A 16,682-nucleotide genomic window follows, 5' to 3' on the forward strand; every position below is an offset into this window, starting at 1 on the left:
TGAAATTAATACTCTGTCACAATTCACGAACGACCCTACTTGAAGCATCCCTTGAATTCCGTGTTGAACTTCTGTCAATACGTTCCTTGCTTCTTCTTACCTCTTTTCTATTTTCATGACGTTCATACCTGTCATGCTTGTCATAGTCATGTTTTGGAGGACGAGGTACAGGAGAAGGTAGCGGTTTATTTGGACGAACCGGTTTTGTCGGAGGCAGAGGTTTTGCCGAAGGACACACAGGACGCGACGGTCTGACTGCCGGATTAGGTCGTCCAAAATCATGAGGCCTATACTCTGGTCTACACTGATAATGACCTACATAAACTTTATGATTATAATGCTTTTTGAAATTCTTCTTATAGTAACTTACACCACCACAATGCACACGTCCGTGTGTTCCCCTATATGAGTAATAATGCACAGGCAATCCATAATAGAAGAAACGTCTGTCAGGATATACTTTATATACGCGTACGTAACAAACATTATTCACCGCATATATAGGACGGAAGAAATAATCTATTGACATAAATTTTACATACGCCGCACTTGGCAGAACCCATCTAAGGTCATCGTTTCTTTCATCCAGATATCTGTAATAAGCATCCATTGCGCGTGCTTCGGCGCGTGATAAAGCCGAGACATACGGATCAACATTATTGAAAAAATCAAAATTGATTTCATACAAATCATTATACTGACGTTGGTTCAACTTCAGTTCGAAAGCCATTCTATCTGTCAGGAAACGGGCATTTACCCTTACATCGCCCAGATCAAAGGCATTTGCAGGCAATACAAACATACAAGCCGCGACTGCCATAAGCATTAAACAAATTCTTCTCTTCATAATCTTACTGTTTTTAATTTCCTGATACAAAAATAGGAGGATAAAAATCCTCCTACAACAGAATATTCCCAAACGTTTTTAGGAAAGTTCCTACAGCATATAGGATAAACCCTATATACAAATATCATCAAGCCAGACGTATTCCCTGTTCACCTTCAAGCACTATCAGACGTTTCTTGTATAAATCGCCTACCGCTTTCTTGAAAGTCTTCTTGCTTACACCAAATGTATTGTAAATCACGTCCGCATCCGTCTTGTCGTTCAAAGGTGTAAAGCCACCGTTACTGCGTATATATTCCAGAAGAGTGTCAGCAAAATCTTCTACCTTCTTCACTCCCCCTTTCTGAAGTTCAAGATCTATTTTACCGTCCTGACGAACCTGCTTGATATAAGCAGTCATCTTCATGCCTGTACGCACATCGGTAAATATTTCATTCTTGAAAATCATTCCTCCGAACTTGTTGTCAACTATCACCTTAAATCCAAGGTCTGTTTTCTGCCATACAAGTACTTCTACTTCATCGCCCGCATTATATTCCGGCATATCTTTCGAAAGATACTTCTCAACTTTTGCTGATGCCACAATACGATAGCTGTCTTCGTCAAGATGTACATGCACCACATACGAGTTCCCTTTCAGCATTTTCATCTTCTGCTCGCGGAAAGGAACAAACAAGTCCTTCATCAACCCCCAGTCGAGGAATGCTCCATATTGATTAACCCATGCTACCTCAAGACACGCAAACTCGCCGACCTTAACGTATGGCTGCAAAGTTGTAGCAATCAGACGTTCGTCCATATCGAGATAAATAAACACATTCAGTACGTCACCAGGTTTGCATCCCTGAGGAACATAACGTGTAGGCAACAATATTTCTCCATCTTCGCCGCCATCAAGATAAACCCCGAAATCCACTTCCTTTACGACTTCCAGAAGGTTATATTCTCCCAATTTAATATGACTCATAATTATATATAGTTGTTAGTTATTGGTTTATAGTTTTTAGTTATTGGTTTATAGTTTTTAGAACTTGGGTTTGATTGTCCTAATTATTAATTTTTAATTATTCATTATTAATTAAACAATCCTTCCATCAAGCATGTGAATAGTACGGTCTGTCTGTCCGGCAAGTCCTTCATCATGAGTTACTATAACGAAAGTCTGACCAAGCTTATCGCGTAATTCGAAGAACAGATTATGTAATTCCTCCTTATTCTTCGTGTCAAGGCTTCCTGAAGGTTCATCCGCCAGCACTACAGCCGGATTATTTATCAGAGCCCTAGCCACAGCCACACGCTGTTTTTCTCCACCAGAAAGTTCTGCCGGCTTATGCGACGCACGGTCCGCAAGTCCCAAAAACTTCAACATGTCCATAGCCTGATTACACGCATCTGTTGCCGAAGCCCCTTTGATCAAAGCAGGAATAGTGACATTCTCCAATGCTGTAAACTCAGGCAGCAACTGATGAAACTGAAAAACAAAACCTATCTCCCTGTTTCTGAAAGCAGACAATTCTTTCTCTTTCATACGGCTTACGTCTGTACCGTTGATTATCACTCGTCCAGAATCAGCCCTATCAAGTGTTCCTATAATTTGAAGCAAAGTAGTTTTTCCGGCACCACTTGGACCTACAATACTGACCACCTCACCTTTGTTTATATTAAGATCAATCCCCTTCAGGACCTGAAGTTGTCCGAAGCTTTTTGTTATTCCTTCAATCTGTATCATCGTTAAACTAGATTTTTCGTATAACATATTCCGCCAGATAGCATCCGAACACAGCCGGCATATAACTTACAGTACCGGTAGTGGACTTTTTGTTCTGCTCATCATCTATCAATATAACAGCATTCGGGTCGGCTTGTTCAGTGCTGAACACCACAGGCAATTTCCGCTTCAGACCCATCTTCTGCAACCGTTTTCTTACGGCCTTACTCAATCCGCAATGATATGTATCCCATAAATCGGCAAATCTGACCTGGGTTATATCACTCTTTGCACCGGCACCCATACTGCTGACTATTTTCAGTCCTCGCTTCAAAGCATTATATATAAGGTAGCATTTCGGCGCAACAGTATCTATGGCATCTACAATAAAATCAAACTTCGCACTGTCCAAAAGTTGTGGTATAGCCTCATCTTTCAGATATATAGGCAGAACTGTCAAATCCAAATCCGGATTTATATCCTTGAAACGTTCTGCCAAAACCTCAGCCTTTGGCCTTCCTATCACAGAATGTAGTGCCGGCAACTGCCTGTTTATATTACTCGGCTGAACAGTATCGGCATCCACAATAGTCATCTTCCCTACTCCTGCACGACAAATCATCTCGGCAGCATATGCTCCAACTCCTCCAAGTCCTACTACAAGGACATGGGAGTTTCTCAGATGCTCCATTCTTTCTTTTCCCAGCAACAGTTCGGTACGCTGTTGCCATTCTATATTATTGTCAGTATTCATCTATTACTCTTTCTTAAACCATTTATACAGATTATTAATCACAGTATCATAAGCTGTCGGACCTACTGCACGTCTAGGTTCCGAGAATGATATTATTTCTTCCGGATCTCCCCATCTGTCTGGATATATCATCAAAAGACTATTGTTTGAAAAATATTTAGAAATCTGTCCAGGCAGTTGATCGAATGACGGTTGATAAGACATGGAACCTTTACGGGCAGAAACTATCACAAATAAATGGTCGTATGCCATCTGACCTGTCAACAACAGTAAATCATCCCAATCTTCAAGCACAGAGTACATTGAGAAAGTATTTGCCCCTTCCCTATCAATAATTCTTTTCAAATATGCCAAAGTTTGTTCGGTAGCATAAAAATAGACTCTACATCCAAGAATCTTACCCATACGACACATCTGTACAACCCATTTTGAGAATCCTGCCTCGAATTCAGCCTGTTTTGGAACTGCCACGACGATGCGTCTTAAAGTATTGACAGGTACGAGGAATTTGGCAATCATAACCTGCCTGTGTGTACCCGAAAGCAGATTCTCGGTCATTGTACCGAAGAATGAATCCAGAATATTAGTCTTCCTGTGCAAACCAATTATAATGTCTGTAATATCATTTTCACGGGCTGTATGGATAATACCCTGCGCAATGTTCATATCATATCTCAACACTGTTCTGACAGATGTATCGGCTGCAGAAGCTATTATTGATGTTTTCTCCAGATTACGCTTCGACATCATCTCCTTAGCTTCTGAAGTATTATTATCATTAATCACGCTCAGAGCCACCAATTCTTTTTTCTGTTTAGGATGTTTTATCGTAAGAGCCATATTGACAAGTCCTTCGATCGTTTCCGGATTTGCAACAGAAATCATAAAATTCTCCTTATCGTTTTTCTTCTTGTCTGTATCCGTTTCTCCGTCATGCTCTTCAGCTACTATACGTTTTGCAGCGCGTTCTGTCACTACAGAACTTATTATACAGGTAAATAAGATCATTACTACCGTACCGTTCAACACATCATCATTAAGCAATCGTTCGCCTGAAGGAAGAATTATCTCATGACCGATCAGTACAGCAGCGAGTGTGGCAGCTGCCTGAGCATTACTCAAACCGAAAATAAGACTACACTCACTCTTTCTCATTTTGAATGACTTCTGCGTAATCCACGCAGCCAGCCATTTACTTATAGTAGCCACAACAGTCATCACTACAGCCACCTTCAGTGCCTCACCTTCTGTGAAAAGGCAACGCACATCAATTATCATTCCTACTCCAATAAGGAAATAAGGTATGAAAAGAGCGTTACCTACGAACTCAAGGCGGTTCATCAAAGGAGATACATGAGGAACATATCTGTTGATTACAAGTCCTGCCATAAAAGCACCCAGTATACCTTCCATACCTACTAGTTCCATAAGTCCGGCACCAAGAAAAACCATGGAAAGAACAAAAACAAACTGCATTACACTGTCATCGTATTTGCGGAAAAACCAACGGCAAAGTCTTGGCATACCTATTATAATTAATGCTCCAAGTGCCAAAACCTTGACTACAAGCAATACCCAATACAGGCTTCCAACGGTTTCCTCCTTATACATTCCCCCAATTACTGCCAGTACGGCCAGTGCCAGAAGAACTGTCACAGCAGTACCTCCGATAGTGATACTTACACTTCGTATTCTTGCAAGCCCGTAACGGCTAATTATAGGATAGGCAATGAGAGTGTGACTGGCATACATACTTGCCAAAAGCACAGATGTGACCAATGAATATCCCAAAAGCCACATACTTGTCACTATACCCAAAGCCATAGGAATGACAAAAGTCCAAAAGCCAAACACCAATCCTTTTGTCTGGTTCTTCTTAAAGTCGTCCATATCCATTTCCAGACCTGCCAGAAACATGATATAAAGCAAACCTACCTTTCCAAAAAGCTCGAAACTACTGTCGCGTTCCAATATATTGAAACCGTACTCACCTACAACTACCCCTGCCAGAATCATACCAATAATATGAGGTATCCTGAGTTTCCCCATTATGATAGGCGCAAACAGTATTATGACAAGCACTAAAAAGAAAATCCACGTGGGATCAGTTATAGGAAGGTTGATACCAAGTCCGGTTAAGCCAAGCAAATCTTTCATAAACATTTAATATATATACAATTTGAGACAAAAATATAAAATTTCTCCCGATTTTTCTACATGATATTCCAAAATATTCTATTTTTGCGGACAAAATGATGTTTTTATTAACAATTTAAGTTTAAAGAAAAAAAATGAAAGTAGCAATTGTCGGTGCGAGCGGAGCCGTAGGACAGGAATTCCTGCGTGTGCTCGAAGAAAGAAATTTTCCTTTGGATGAATTAGTTTTGTTCGGTTCTTCACGTAGTGCAGGACGAAAATACACATTCCGTGGAAAAGAAATCGAAGTCAAACTTCTGCAGCACAACGATGATTTTAAAGGTGTTGACATTGCCTTTACTTCTGCGGGTGCTGGTACTTCAAAAGAATTTGCAGAAACAATTACCAAGTACGGAGCAGTAATGATAGACAATTCAAGCGCTTTCCGTATGGACAACGATATTCCATTGGTAGTTCCTGAAGTTAATGCAGAGGATGCATTGAACCGCCCTCGTGGTATCATTGCAAACCCTAACTGTACTACAATACAAATGGTTGTGGCACTTAAAGCCATTGAAAACCTGACACATATCAAACGTGTTCACGTATCAACATACCAGGCAGCCAGCGGTGCAGGTGCAGCAGCCATGGACGAACTTTATGAGCAGTATCGTCAGGTATTGGCCAACGAGCCTGTTAAAGTTGAAAAGTTCGCTTACCAGCTTGCCTTCAACCTAATTCCTCAGATTGACGTGTTCACTGACAACGGATATACAAAAGAAGAAATGAAAATGTATAACGAAACACGTAAGATTATGCATTCAGACGTTAAAGTAAGTGCAACATGTGTACGTGTTCCAGCTCTTCGTTCTCATTCAGAAAGTATTTGGATTGAAACAGAACGTCCTGTATCTGTAGAAGAGGCTCGCGAAGCATTCTCAAAAGGTGAAGGACTTGTTCTTATGGATAACCCTGCCGAAAAAGAATATCCTATGCCATTATTCCTTGCAGGCAAGGATCCTGTTTACGTAGGCCGTATCCGTAAAGACTTGGCAGACGAAAATGGACTTACATTCTGGATTGTGGGCGACCAGATTAAGAAAGGTGCAGCGCTGAACGCCGTACAGATAGCAGAATATCTCATCAAAGTAAAGAACATAGGATAATTGACCATATCACATTAATGGTAAAGGAGGTTTCAGCCTAATTAAACTGAAACCTCCTTTTTATCTATAGAAAACCTGATTTTACAAGCTCAAAAAAATGTACTGTCGTTTTAAACAAAACGACTTGTCATTTAAACTAAAACAACATGTCATTTTTCTTAAACACATCAGGCCAAACATACGGACATAAAAAAAGGAGTACCGCTGTACTCCAACCTTTATTAACCTTAAATCTAATACTATGAAAAACACATTGCAAAGGTAAGGAGAAAATTTTAATTTGCAAATCAAGAATCAATAAATCAATGTTTTATAACACGATTTACAAGTCGTATATCTTTATTAACTAAACATCCTAGATATTCAAAGTATGTTCACAGTAATTCTAATAATGTTTGCAGGTATAATTTTAGGTGTTTTCACCCGAAAATATCAGCTGAGACCTATTAACAAACTAATAACTATTCTTATATGGCTATTATTATTCATTCTTGGCATAGAAGTAGGCAGTAACCGCGAAATTATAAACGGGTTAGCGACTTTAGGCTTGGAAGCCATAGTAATTACAATATGTGCAGTATTGGGCAGCTGTGTTTGCGCATGGGCATTATGGTATATACTCTACAAAAGAAAGAAAGGAGCAAAAGCATGAAAGGCAGTCTTATTATCGTAGGTTTCTTTGTTTTGGGATGTATAGTTGGAGTGTACAATATTCTACCATTCAATATTTCTGAAACAGACATTAGTTTCTATGCATTATGTGCATTAATGTTCTCCGTAGGACTTAGTATAGGCAACGATCCACAAACTATAAAAAACTTCCGTGCCTTAAATCCCAGATTGGTATTCCTACCTGTCATGACAATCCTCGGCACATTGGCAGGAGCTGCGGTGGCCAGCCTCATCCTGACGCACAGAACAACGGCTGAATGTATGGCTGTAGGAAGCGGATTCGGGTATTATTCGCTATCAAGTATATTCATTACCGAATATAAGGGAGCAGAATTAGGAACAATAGCTCTGCTATCAAATATTTCCAGAGAAATCATAACTCTATTGGCTGCACCATTACTTGTAAGATGGTTCGGAAATCTGGCTCCTATTTCATCAGGAGGTGCCACGACTATGGATACTACATTACCAATAATAACAAGATGCAGCGGACAGGAATTTGTAGTTGTTTCAATATTCCATGGTTTTGTAGTAGACTTCAGTGTTCCGTTTCTAGTTACTTTCTTCTGTTCATTATAATAAACATAGGTTAAGAATATTCACTTACAATACTGGCTCACAACAATCTTTTTGTTTTTAATAAAATAAAAATCTACATTTGTTTTTGTAAACCAAAATATGAAATCGAAATGAAAGCTTCAGAAATATTGAAAATATTGGTGTTAGTAATCTGTACATCAATCTTTATAAGTTGCCAGAAAGAAGAAGGCAGAAAAATTACAGGTTATGAGGAATACACTATCACAGTAGCATCAAAGAAAGTGCCGGGATTATTATTTGCCTCAGGTGACAATCATATATCTGAAGTATATGCGGTAATGAAGGAACATTCCGCAAAATGGGAACAGCTTGGAAATATTCAAGGATTTGAATACGAACCAGGATATGAATATACCATGCGCATAAGCGAGACCAGCTATCTGGATCGTAGCATGGGAGATCCGGCATGGACTGAATATGAGCTGCTGAAACTGATTTCAAAAGAAGAAAAAACATCTGATGAGGTTCCAGACAATTTTATCCCTGACTGGTTCTACACAGAATACTGTAGCAGTATTGGCACTGATTTCAGATATTATATTGATGCGGAAAATAAAGATATCATAGAAGAAGATTTAAACTCAAACCCAATAATTACATTCGGTGGTTTGAATTGCTATATGGACAACAACTGGACAAGATGGCTTCTTGTAAACGAAAAGAAGGAAATAGATATGCTTGGTTATATAAAGAAAGTAAACAAGGAAGGCATTAATTTTCCGGAATCATATAACAACCTCAAACCTAAAGGAACAATTGTCGGGACTATGGAATGGACTTTCATTATAGGCAATGATCCTGAGAACGAAGATAATGCAATAAAATATGATGTATTCATCTGCAATCCTTCAAAGAACAAATCTGCCGGTCCTACATCCGTTCCATCTTTCTACAAAGATTTTACACATTATTATCAGGAAAAATATCCTGAAGCCGGAGTCAGGGCTGTAGCGATAAATCATAACCTAAAATAACTAATGATGAAAACAATAAAACTATTCTTCCTAATCATAACAACTATAGTTGCCAGTTGTACACACCATACACAAACAATACACCGTGAAAACGGATGGTATCATTATGAAAACGACAGTCTTTCATTAGAGCCAATAGTAACTGTAAAAGAATTTAACAGCTTAAAACTGGATTCTGACATTAATGGTACATATGTTATTTTAGGACAGATAAGCAAACACAAAACAGAAAAATGGTCTGACGAAACAGAAAAATCAGTAGGAAAACAAATCGCTTTTGTTTTAAATGATTCCATAATCACTGCCCCTCAAGTAAACGACAGAATAGAAAGTGGTACATTTTTGATTTCATCCGTTAATGACAAGGATTTGCCTCTCTTATATAAACAACTAGTAAAAGAAAAGTCAGATTCCATAGAAGCTTTGTTCAAAGATTGGGAAAAAGACTCGCTATATTACACATTAGACCAAAGGCAGAAAGATTCCATTACAGTCAGTCTGGATTATATTGAAGCGAAGGACTGGCTGAACTTGACAAGAAAAGAATTCCATAACGGTAAGTAAACAATAAATATTATATCAAAATTATTTATAAAAAAGGCATTGTATAAAAATTAATAACTACCTTTATATCAGGTTATAATCTAAACATGTTTCAAACAATGTCTAAATTCAACACATACATGACAGGTATCGATACCGGCTTTTACAGAAACCTGTGTATTGAAAAAGGAGAAATGCGCCAATATAAAAAGAACGAATATATACAGAAAGAAGGAGAAGTATTTCCGTATTGTGGGTTACTGGAATCTGGTGTAGTAAAATACACTTGCAGAAATGCGGCAGAGGGAAAAGATTACAATATAGGCTTCTCATTTCCTGACGAATTTGTAGCAGACTATCCTTTTTGTCTTTACGCCATGAAGACAGAAATCAGCATTCAGGCAATAACTGATTGTAAAATATTCTTTTGTCATTCTGACATTATAAACAATGAATATGATGATACCGTAAACGGGCAACGTCTGGCACGTATAGCAGCCGAGCAACTGTTCAATCAGGTATATCTTAGATACATAGACTTATACCGTTACACTCCTGAAGAAAGATATATACAACTTTTGGAGAGATATCCTGATATTATCCAACTGATACCACTAAAAGAAATAGCGTCTTATTTGAGAATAACCCCTATCCATTTAAGCAGAATAAGACGGAAGCAAATTCTTGAGATGAAATAATAAACAAATGTTTAGAAAATACGATATATGAAACTAAACAAAAGTTTTATTTGGAACATTATATTATTTTTGTATTAACATAAACCTATAATTATGAAAGTCATGAAATTTTACTCATTCATCATCGCACTATTATGTGCAGTTTCCTTTACCGCATGCGACAAGGAAGATTTTTTTTATCCTACATTTTCTTTTGATGATAACGGAGAATGTTATCTACCAGATGTAGCCAATATATCAATGGAAGAGTTTAAATCGTCTGTTGTAGGCTATGGTTGGAAACATATCATTACACATGAAATAGGCAGAGACGGCAAATGTTCAAAAAAAAATTATTATGAGGACATGATTGGAGGAGGAGCAAGCCAATATTATTTTGAATCATCTTCATCAATCAAAGAATATGTTTATGTAGATGCTATTCCAGCTAATGGATATTTCACATATTCTTATGAATATGAACATGGAAACAGAGTCAATAAAGATGGGCATTCGATAATGCGTATCGTTTCTTTAAAAGGAGATGTTATGAAAGTTATCGAATACCTTGGTTTTCGTGATGAGGGGGTAGATATATACGGTTACTCAACTTTCAAACGTATGACAAAAGAAGAACTTGCGGAAGTGCAGAATGCTTATCCTACAGATCTATCGAATATTAAAGATATTACTACATCTGTAAACGACGAAGTCAATATCATATCCGGTGACGAATTTGAATTTGACATTCTTTATCACAACGGTCCATATTCCGTAAATGCAATAAACGAGGGATCGTGCGAAATAATATCCAACGGCAACCACTTCAAAATAAAATTGCTCACAAATGGAGCTTACATATCCGTATCAGACAGGTTCAGTCATTTTGAATTCAGTATTTTCTCTACTAGTGAAAAGATGAAGCCTATAGGAACAAACATATATGATTTGAGCTATAATGAAGTTGTATTCAACAAGACATTTGAGTTTAAAGAACCAACAGAAAACAGAACATTAAGTTATGAAAACTCAAGTATAGAAACTACTGTTCGTGAGGGATATGCAGGAAGTATTTTAAGTCAATTCAACCCTTCGTACGTACTAGTTTTCGATACTGATAAAAAAGCGAGATTTATACATTTAGAGAAAGGCAGACTTTATCTGAAAGAACTTCTTCCCAAAGAAACTTTACTTTCACTAATAGAAAAAGGGAACGGTAGCTCGATTTCTTATAAACTCGAACTGACTACATCCAACAGAAGAGTTTTCCAGATTTTACCATTCAAGGTTACTTACAAAGAAGAATAATTTCTATATTCCTTGCACAAAGTAACACACAGACAATCATGAGAACAAGAAATATAATCTTATCCATATTCATAACAACACTGTTTACATGCTGTAATTCAGGTGTTTTTATTGACAATTTCATTTCTGAGTACCCTGATACATGTCATGTAGTAAACGGCAAACCATATAAGCTGAATTTTGATTCCGATAATTGGAACGTATTAAATGTCTATAGCATGACATCTTTGAACTATGATATATACGACCTTGACGGAAATAAAACAAACAATCGTCTTCCTCTCGAAAATGGAGAGACGGCTATCATCTCATACCGGAGTACATATTATAAATTCCATATAGAAAAGAGAAACAGTAAGGAAATAATTATAACATGCGATAAAAATCTGGAGAATTATCCTATCAGTTTCAGCATGGTAGTAGGAAACCAATATACAAGAAGGACTATTAATGTACTGCTGAATCCTACAAATAAATTCGTTATTGACAAAGTGGAATACGATTTCGAAAATGATTTCTATTACAGTAACTACGTTGTAGAACAAGTTGACGGGATGACGGTAAACAATTCTAATTCTGAAGGACCTATTACATTACACTTATATCCATTCAAAAACTCACTCAGAAAAATTAAGTTTGCCCCAGATGACTATGAAATTTTCAAGAATATGGATAAGATTCTTGGTGAAAATCTTGCAGAAATACCTATACCTGATATTGTAGATGAAAAACCGGTTGTTCGGAACACTAAAGCAACATTCGGACTGAAGGAACAAAGTTTCTGGACAGGCAGGCTAGACAAGGACTTTATGGTTTCAACAACAGTTCAACCAGGAGAAACAAAAAATATAGAGGTATATAACAATATTGAAGAATTCCATGTAAACTACAGAGTATATGCTTCAAATCCAGACACAGGAGAAGAATATATTTTTAAAGGAAGACTCTACAGTGAAGACCCATTCGATTACCTCATGATTTTCCCTAAATTAGACCTGAAATAATGAAAAAATTTATTACAGCAGTACTACTATGCCTGATAGCAGTAAATATAAATGCAGAAAGACAAGACAGCATTCCGAGAAAAATAATACATGTGATAGGTCTTGACTTCAAACCGGCATATACTTTCCCTACAAAAGGTTTCTTCAGAGGAGAGAATTTGGCGCAATCCCCCATACGTACCAATCTTTCCGGACATATAAAATATGGGTTCAAATTCAGTCCAAACAGCTATATGGGGAAAATGTATCCTAACACCATTCAAGGTATAGGTATAGGTTACAACTCTTTCAATAACACAAAAGAAGTAGGAAATCCAATCGCCATATATGTATTCCAGACTTCCAGAATAGCATCTATCACCAGAAATCTTTCATTCGACTATGAATGGAATTTCGGTGCGTCATTCAGCTGGAAAAAATACGATGCCGAAAAAAATCCATTCAACACTATTGTCGGCTCAAAGACCAACGCATATATAAATCTGGGCTTCCTCTTCAACTGGCAAATGACAAATGAAATCTCATTAAGGGCAGGAATAGGTCTTTCCCACTATTCCAACGGTAATACAAGTTACCCCAACTTCGGTGTAAACACGCTTGACGGCCGTATAGGAGTGATGTGGTGTCCACAGGATGAAACTAAATCAGGATTGAGAAACTACAGACCGGCGATAACACCTAAGTATGGATTCAAACCATACATAAGCTATGACCTTATAGTATATGGTGCCACCAAGAAAAAAGGTGTATCCTGGCAAGATGGTACAGGAGCGGTCATCCATGGAAATTTTGCTGTAGCAGGACTGAACTTCAATCCGATGTACAACTTCAGTAAATATTTCCGTGCCGGCCTTTCCCTTGATGCACAATATGACGAAAGTGCAAACATAACTGACCATATTGCAAATACCGATACACCTACCGATGATGTGAAATTCTTCAGACCTCCATTCATTGAACAGTTCTCACTAGGATTATCAGCCAGAGCTGAAATCGTTATGCCGATATTCTCTATAAACCTTGGTATCGGAAAGAACTTCGTGTGCAGTGGAGATGATACAAACTCTTTTTATCAGACCTTTGTGCTGAAAACTCATATTACAAACAAAATATTTCTGCATGTAGGATATCAATTATATAAATTCAAGAATCCAAACAACTTAATGCTAGGTATAGGTTACAGATTTAATGCTCACAAGAACAGATACTGACAAAAATTTGAAATAGAACAATCTGAAATCATCATCATCACGAAAATAATTATCACATTTCATCATCTGTAATATTTTTTTCTTAACTTTGCGAACGTCTAAGAAATAAAGAAAAAACTCTTTAATTAAAATATTAAGATTATGATGACAATTGACAAATTCAACTTTGCTGGTAAAAAGGCAATCGTTCGCGTTGACTTCAACGTGCCTTTGAATGAAGAAGGTAAAATCACAGACGACACTCGTATCCGCGGTGCTCTTCCTACATTGAAAAAAATCCTTGCTGACGGTGGTGCTTTGATCATCATGTCACACATGGGTAAACCAAAAGGCAAAGTAAACGCTAAATATTCTTTAAGCCAGATTGTTGACGCTGTTTCTGCAGCTCTTGGTGTTGAAGTAAAATTCGCTCCAGACTGTGCAAAAGCTTCTGAAGCTGCTGCAGCTCTTAAACCAGGTGAAGTTCTTTTGCTTGAAAACCTCCGTTTCTATCCTGAAGAAGAAGGCAAGCCAGTAGGTATCGAAAAAGAAGATCCTGCTTACGAAGATGCTAAGAAAGCAATGAAAGCTTCTCAGAAAGAATTCGCTAAAACTCTTGCTTCATACGCTGACTGCTACGTAATGGACGCATTCGGTACAGCTCACCGTAAACACGCATCTACAGCTGTTATCGCTGACTACTTCGATGCAGACCACAAGATGTTGGGTTACCTGATGGAAAAAGAAGTTCAGGCTGTTGACAACGTATTGAAAGATATCAAACGTCCTTTCACTGCTATCATGGGTGGTTCAAAAGTTTCTACTAAGATAGGTATCATCGAAAACTTGATGGATAAAGTTGATAACCTGATCCTTTGCGGTGGTATGGCATTTACTTTCGCTAAAGCTAAAGGTGGTAAGATCGGTAACTCATTGGTAGAAGACGACAAACTTCAGTTGGCTCTTGACATCATCGAAAAAGCTAAAGCTAAAGGTGTTAATCTTGTATTGGGTTGCGACTGTATCGCTGCTGACGCTTTCGCTAACGATGCTAATACTCAAGTTTGCGACGATAGCAATATTCCTGACGGTTGGATGGGTCTTGATGCAGGTCCTAAGACTCGCGAAGAATTCAAAGCTGCTATCAAAGGTGCTAAAACTATCCTTTGGAATGGTCCTGCAGGTGTATTCGAAATGGATAACTTCGCTGCTGGTTCTAAAGCAATAGCTGAAGCAATAGCTGAAGCTACTAAAGAAGGTGCATTCTCACTCATTGGTGGTGGTGACTCAGTAGCTTGTATCAACAAGTTCGGTATGGCTGACCAGGTATCATACATATCTACTGGTGGTGGTGCTTTGCTTGAAGCTATCGAAGGTAAAATCCTTCCGGGTATCGCAGCTATCCGTGGTGATAAATAATTTGAGAATTATTTCATACCATAACAAGAAAAGGAGACCTTTTGGGTCTCCTTTCTTTTTATCTGAATATCAATGTGTAATTATTCATATCCTTGCATTCACTCATAAGTGAATAGAACTGTCTGTAGTTTTTCTTTGTTATCAGCTGTTCGTCAACCTTATAAGTATAAGTAACTTTTACTTCATCACCTGAAAGTTCATATTCAATACTCACCTCTCCCACTTCATTCGAAACTTTCACATTTCGTTTTTCAATCCACGTCTTGCCTTCAGGAAGCTTAACGTTATATTGCATTATGAAATTCAATTTATGTGGAAGCAACATATTCTCAGATATTGACGTATTAGCCGAATACGGATAAAGAGTTGCGGCAATATGAGTATCAGGAATTGTTACAGCAACATATCCCCCTGGCAATGTTCTTGAATTAGTCTCATTCAGTTCAATAGTCTTGATATTTTTTGTAGGCTTTTCAGGTTTGTCTGTTCTCAATGACGACTTTACTCCATTTAAATCTGTCACCGACATGTAATCCTGAACATCTGCATACCAACCGTTTGCGTATGTGTTCATCTCGCTGTCTGAAAGAACGGCTACTACACCGCTCAGTCCTACACTGTTCATATCTTTTGCCTCAACAAAAGCAACCTTTATCTCAGCATCAAGACCGGCTACCTTATGCAGCACATTATCAAGATTTGCCAATTCAGCACGTGTTCCGTACATTGAAAGCAAAACCTCCGAAGCCGGACGTACCCTATAACCAGCCTGACTTAACGACACTCCGCATTGTCCTTTCACACTATATAAATATGTCATGAACTTGTTTATAGCCATACGAAGTTTATTCTTGTCATCACCGGACTCTTTCTTTAATTCGGCAATCTTATTTTCAATAACACTCGTATCACCCACAGTGAACTGCTTCTTCAAAACATCAATAGCCACAGTATTGCTACCATACGTAGAAGCTGTAAAAGCAGGCATCATTCCACTTGCCACTTGCTGGACTATACCGATTGAAGCACTGTAAACCGGATACGAATAAGGGCGTGGGGCTATATTCTTCATATTATATGACACAGTCCTTATACCGTTGTCAACTCTCACATCAGGTTTTGCAGAAGAATTCAGTAATTCATAATTAAGTTTTTTAGATTCAGGCACATTTACAGTCAGCCTAAAATCTTCTATAGGAGAGAGCTCCTTAATCATGGTAAACACATCCAGTTCGCCACACATCGCAGCTTTGGTCTTGATAGAATAATCAAGCACAATGGTCGCTCCGAGTTCAAGCCCTGTATGAACCACTACCATCTCCTTCAGATGATTGTAAGCTGGAGCATCAGCCGCAAAAGAAGGCAGTACTTCTACAAAAGCATTGGCAGGAGTAATCACCTTGCTGCCATCCTTCTGTATTGTATAAGATTCATTAATCTTCAGCTCCTGAAATTCTGGATTATATACAATGAACGTTTCTCCATATTTGCTGTTCATTGCAGCATGAGTGAAAATCTTCAGTTCCTTATATACCCTTTCCTCCATACTTCCGTCCTGATTCAGAGTATATGTCTTATATAGTTTTCTGAAACTTGCCTCCGAAGCGGAATAAGCCGGAGCTACTATCAGAAGCAAGCATACCAGACATAAATATTGTTTTATGGTTTTCATAATCTCCTACTT

16 protein-coding genes are annotated in these 16,682 nt (G+C 38.0%); 10 read left to right on the forward strand and 6 right to left on the reverse strand.

The genetic code is table 11. The features are described from left to right. Window positions 1-16 precede the first annotated feature (16 nt). From Q0486_RS01210 to Q0486_RS01230, 5 genes are all read right to left on the reverse strand, one after another. Window positions 17-847 carry a hypothetical protein gene (locus Q0486_RS01210; RefSeq protein WP_299229568.1) on the reverse strand — a complete coding sequence of 277 codons (831 nt, stop codon included), beginning with the start codon at window positions 845-847 and terminating at the stop codon, window positions 17-19. Between the two features lie 127 nt (window positions 848-974). Continuing rightward, on the reverse strand, window positions 975-1,814 hold the full coding sequence (locus tag Q0486_RS01215; protein WP_299229571.1) for a S1-like domain-containing RNA-binding protein: 840 nt from the start codon (window positions 1,812-1,814) through the stop codon (window positions 975-977). A 111-nt stretch (window positions 1,815-1,925) separates the two neighbouring features. After that, on the reverse strand, window positions 1,926-2,576 hold the full coding sequence (locus Q0486_RS01220) for an ABC transporter ATP-binding protein (RefSeq protein WP_299229574.1): 651 nt from the start codon (window positions 2,574-2,576) through the stop codon (window positions 1,926-1,928). Between the two features lie 7 nt (window positions 2,577-2,583). After that, complete coding sequence (locus Q0486_RS01225; RefSeq protein WP_299229577.1) at window positions 2,584-3,309, reverse strand: tRNA threonylcarbamoyladenosine dehydratase; 726 nt, start codon at window positions 3,307-3,309, stop codon at window positions 2,584-2,586. Window positions 3,310-3,312: 3 nt separating this feature from the next. Beyond that, a complete protein-coding gene (locus Q0486_RS01230; RefSeq protein WP_299229580.1) occupies window positions 3,313-5,466 on the reverse strand; it encodes a cation:proton antiporter in 2,154 nt (717 codons plus the stop codon). A 134-nt stretch (window positions 5,467-5,600) separates the two neighbouring features. On the opposite strand from Q0486_RS01230, the gene Q0486_RS01235 reads away from it, so the two are divergent. From Q0486_RS01235 to Q0486_RS01280, 10 genes are all read left to right on the forward strand, one after another. Beyond that, window positions 5,601-6,611, forward strand: a complete 1,011-nt coding sequence (locus tag Q0486_RS01235; RefSeq protein WP_299229583.1) for an aspartate-semialdehyde dehydrogenase — start codon at window positions 5,601-5,603, stop codon at window positions 6,609-6,611. A 370-nt stretch (window positions 6,612-6,981) separates the two neighbouring features. After that, entirely contained in the window at window positions 6,982-7,263 is a 282-nt protein-coding gene (locus Q0486_RS01240; protein WP_299229586.1) for a LysO family transporter, read from the forward strand. Further along, window positions 7,260-7,862 (forward strand): lysine exporter LysO family protein, encoded by a 603-nt coding sequence (locus tag Q0486_RS01245; RefSeq protein ID WP_299229589.1) that lies wholly within the window; start codon window positions 7,260-7,262, stop codon window positions 7,860-7,862. Before Q0486_RS01240 ends, Q0486_RS01245 begins: the two co-directional genes overlap by 4 nt. Window positions 7,863-7,972: 110 nt before the next feature. Then, window positions 7,973-8,857 carry a DUF4377 domain-containing protein gene (locus tag Q0486_RS01250; RefSeq protein WP_299229592.1) on the forward strand — a complete coding sequence of 295 codons (885 nt, stop codon included), beginning with the start codon at window positions 7,973-7,975 and terminating at the stop codon, window positions 8,855-8,857. Between the two features lie 3 nt (window positions 8,858-8,860). Continuing rightward, on the forward strand, window positions 8,861-9,421 hold the full coding sequence (locus Q0486_RS01255; protein WP_299229594.1) for a hypothetical protein: 561 nt from the start codon (window positions 8,861-8,863) through the stop codon (window positions 9,419-9,421). Window positions 9,422-9,519: 98 nt separating this feature from the next. Then, entirely contained in the window at window positions 9,520-10,098 is a 579-nt protein-coding gene (locus Q0486_RS01260) for a Crp/Fnr family transcriptional regulator (protein ID WP_299229597.1), read from the forward strand. Between the two features lie 93 nt (window positions 10,099-10,191). Then, window positions 10,192-11,385, forward strand: coding sequence for a hypothetical protein (locus Q0486_RS01265; RefSeq protein ID WP_299229599.1), 1,194 nt, complete (start codon window positions 10,192-10,194; stop codon window positions 11,383-11,385). Window positions 11,386-11,423: 38 nt separating this feature from the next. Then, window positions 11,424-12,389, forward strand: coding sequence for a hypothetical protein (locus Q0486_RS01270; protein ID WP_299229602.1), 966 nt, complete (start codon window positions 11,424-11,426; stop codon window positions 12,387-12,389). Beyond that, window positions 12,389-13,600, forward strand: coding sequence for an acyloxyacyl hydrolase (locus tag Q0486_RS01275; protein WP_299229605.1), 1,212 nt, complete (start codon window positions 12,389-12,391; stop codon window positions 13,598-13,600). The genes Q0486_RS01270 and Q0486_RS01275 overlap by 1 nt, the downstream gene beginning before the upstream one ends. A 141-nt stretch (window positions 13,601-13,741) precedes the next feature. Continuing rightward, window positions 13,742-14,998 (forward strand): phosphoglycerate kinase, encoded by a 1,257-nt coding sequence (locus Q0486_RS01280; RefSeq protein ID WP_299229609.1) that lies wholly within the window; start codon window positions 13,742-13,744, stop codon window positions 14,996-14,998. A 58-nt stretch (window positions 14,999-15,056) separates the two neighbouring features. Here Q0486_RS01280 and Q0486_RS01285 read toward each other — a convergent pair whose 3' ends face one another. After that, the gene (locus tag Q0486_RS01285; protein WP_299229612.1) at window positions 15,057-16,670 is read right to left on the reverse strand and encodes a DUF3857 domain-containing protein; all 1,614 of its coding nucleotides are present in this window, start codon (window positions 16,668-16,670) and stop codon (window positions 15,057-15,059) included. Between the last annotated feature and the right edge of the window lie 12 nt (window positions 16,671-16,682).

The sequence above is a fragment of the uncultured Bacteroides sp. genome, assembly GCF_937912035.1.
Classification (GTDB): Bacteria; Bacteroidota; Bacteroidia; order Bacteroidales; family Bacteroidaceae; genus Phocaeicola.

Coding starts and splice junctions, on each gene's coding strand:
- Q0486_RS01260 (WP_299229597.1), top strand. CDS start 9,520: ATGTCTAAATTCAACACATACATGACAGGTATCGATACCGGCTTTTAC.
- Q0486_RS01245 (WP_299229589.1), top strand. CDS start 7,260: ATGAAAGGCAGTCTTATTATCGTAGGTTTCTTTGTTTTGGGATGTATA.
- Q0486_RS01215 (WP_299229571.1), bottom strand. CDS start 1,814: ATGAGTCATATTAAATTGGGAGAATATAACCTTCTGGAAGTCGTAAAG.
- Q0486_RS01280 (WP_299229609.1), top strand. CDS start 13,742: ATGATGACAATTGACAAATTCAACTTTGCTGGTAAAAAGGCAATCGTT.
- Q0486_RS01220 (WP_299229574.1), bottom strand. CDS start 2,576: ATGATACAGATTGAAGGAATAACAAAAAGCTTCGGACAACTTCAGGTC.
- Q0486_RS01250 (WP_299229592.1), top strand. CDS start 7,973: ATGAAAGCTTCAGAAATATTGAAAATATTGGTGTTAGTAATCTGTACA.
- Q0486_RS01225 (WP_299229577.1), bottom strand. CDS start 3,309: ATGAATACTGACAATAATATAGAATGGCAACAGCGTACCGAACTGTTG.
- Q0486_RS01265 (WP_299229599.1), top strand. CDS start 10,192: ATGAAAGTCATGAAATTTTACTCATTCATCATCGCACTATTATGTGCA.
- Q0486_RS01230 (WP_299229580.1), bottom strand. CDS start 5,466: ATGAAAGATTTGCTTGGCTTAACCGGACTTGGTATCAACCTTCCTATA.
- Q0486_RS01275 (WP_299229605.1), top strand. CDS start 12,389: ATGAAAAAATTTATTACAGCAGTACTACTATGCCTGATAGCAGTAAAT.
- Q0486_RS01255 (WP_299229594.1), top strand. CDS start 8,861: ATGATGAAAACAATAAAACTATTCTTCCTAATCATAACAACTATAGTT.
- Q0486_RS01235 (WP_299229583.1), top strand. CDS start 5,601: ATGAAAGTAGCAATTGTCGGTGCGAGCGGAGCCGTAGGACAGGAATTC.
- Q0486_RS01285 (WP_299229612.1), bottom strand. CDS start 16,670: ATGAAAACCATAAAACAATATTTATGTCTGGTATGCTTGCTTCTGATA.
- Q0486_RS01240 (WP_299229586.1), top strand. CDS start 6,982: ATGTTCACAGTAATTCTAATAATGTTTGCAGGTATAATTTTAGGTGTT.
- Q0486_RS01270 (WP_299229602.1), top strand. CDS start 11,424: ATGAGAACAAGAAATATAATCTTATCCATATTCATAACAACACTGTTT.
- Q0486_RS01210 (WP_299229568.1), bottom strand. CDS start 847: ATGAAGAGAAGAATTTGTTTAATGCTTATGGCAGTCGCGGCTTGTATG.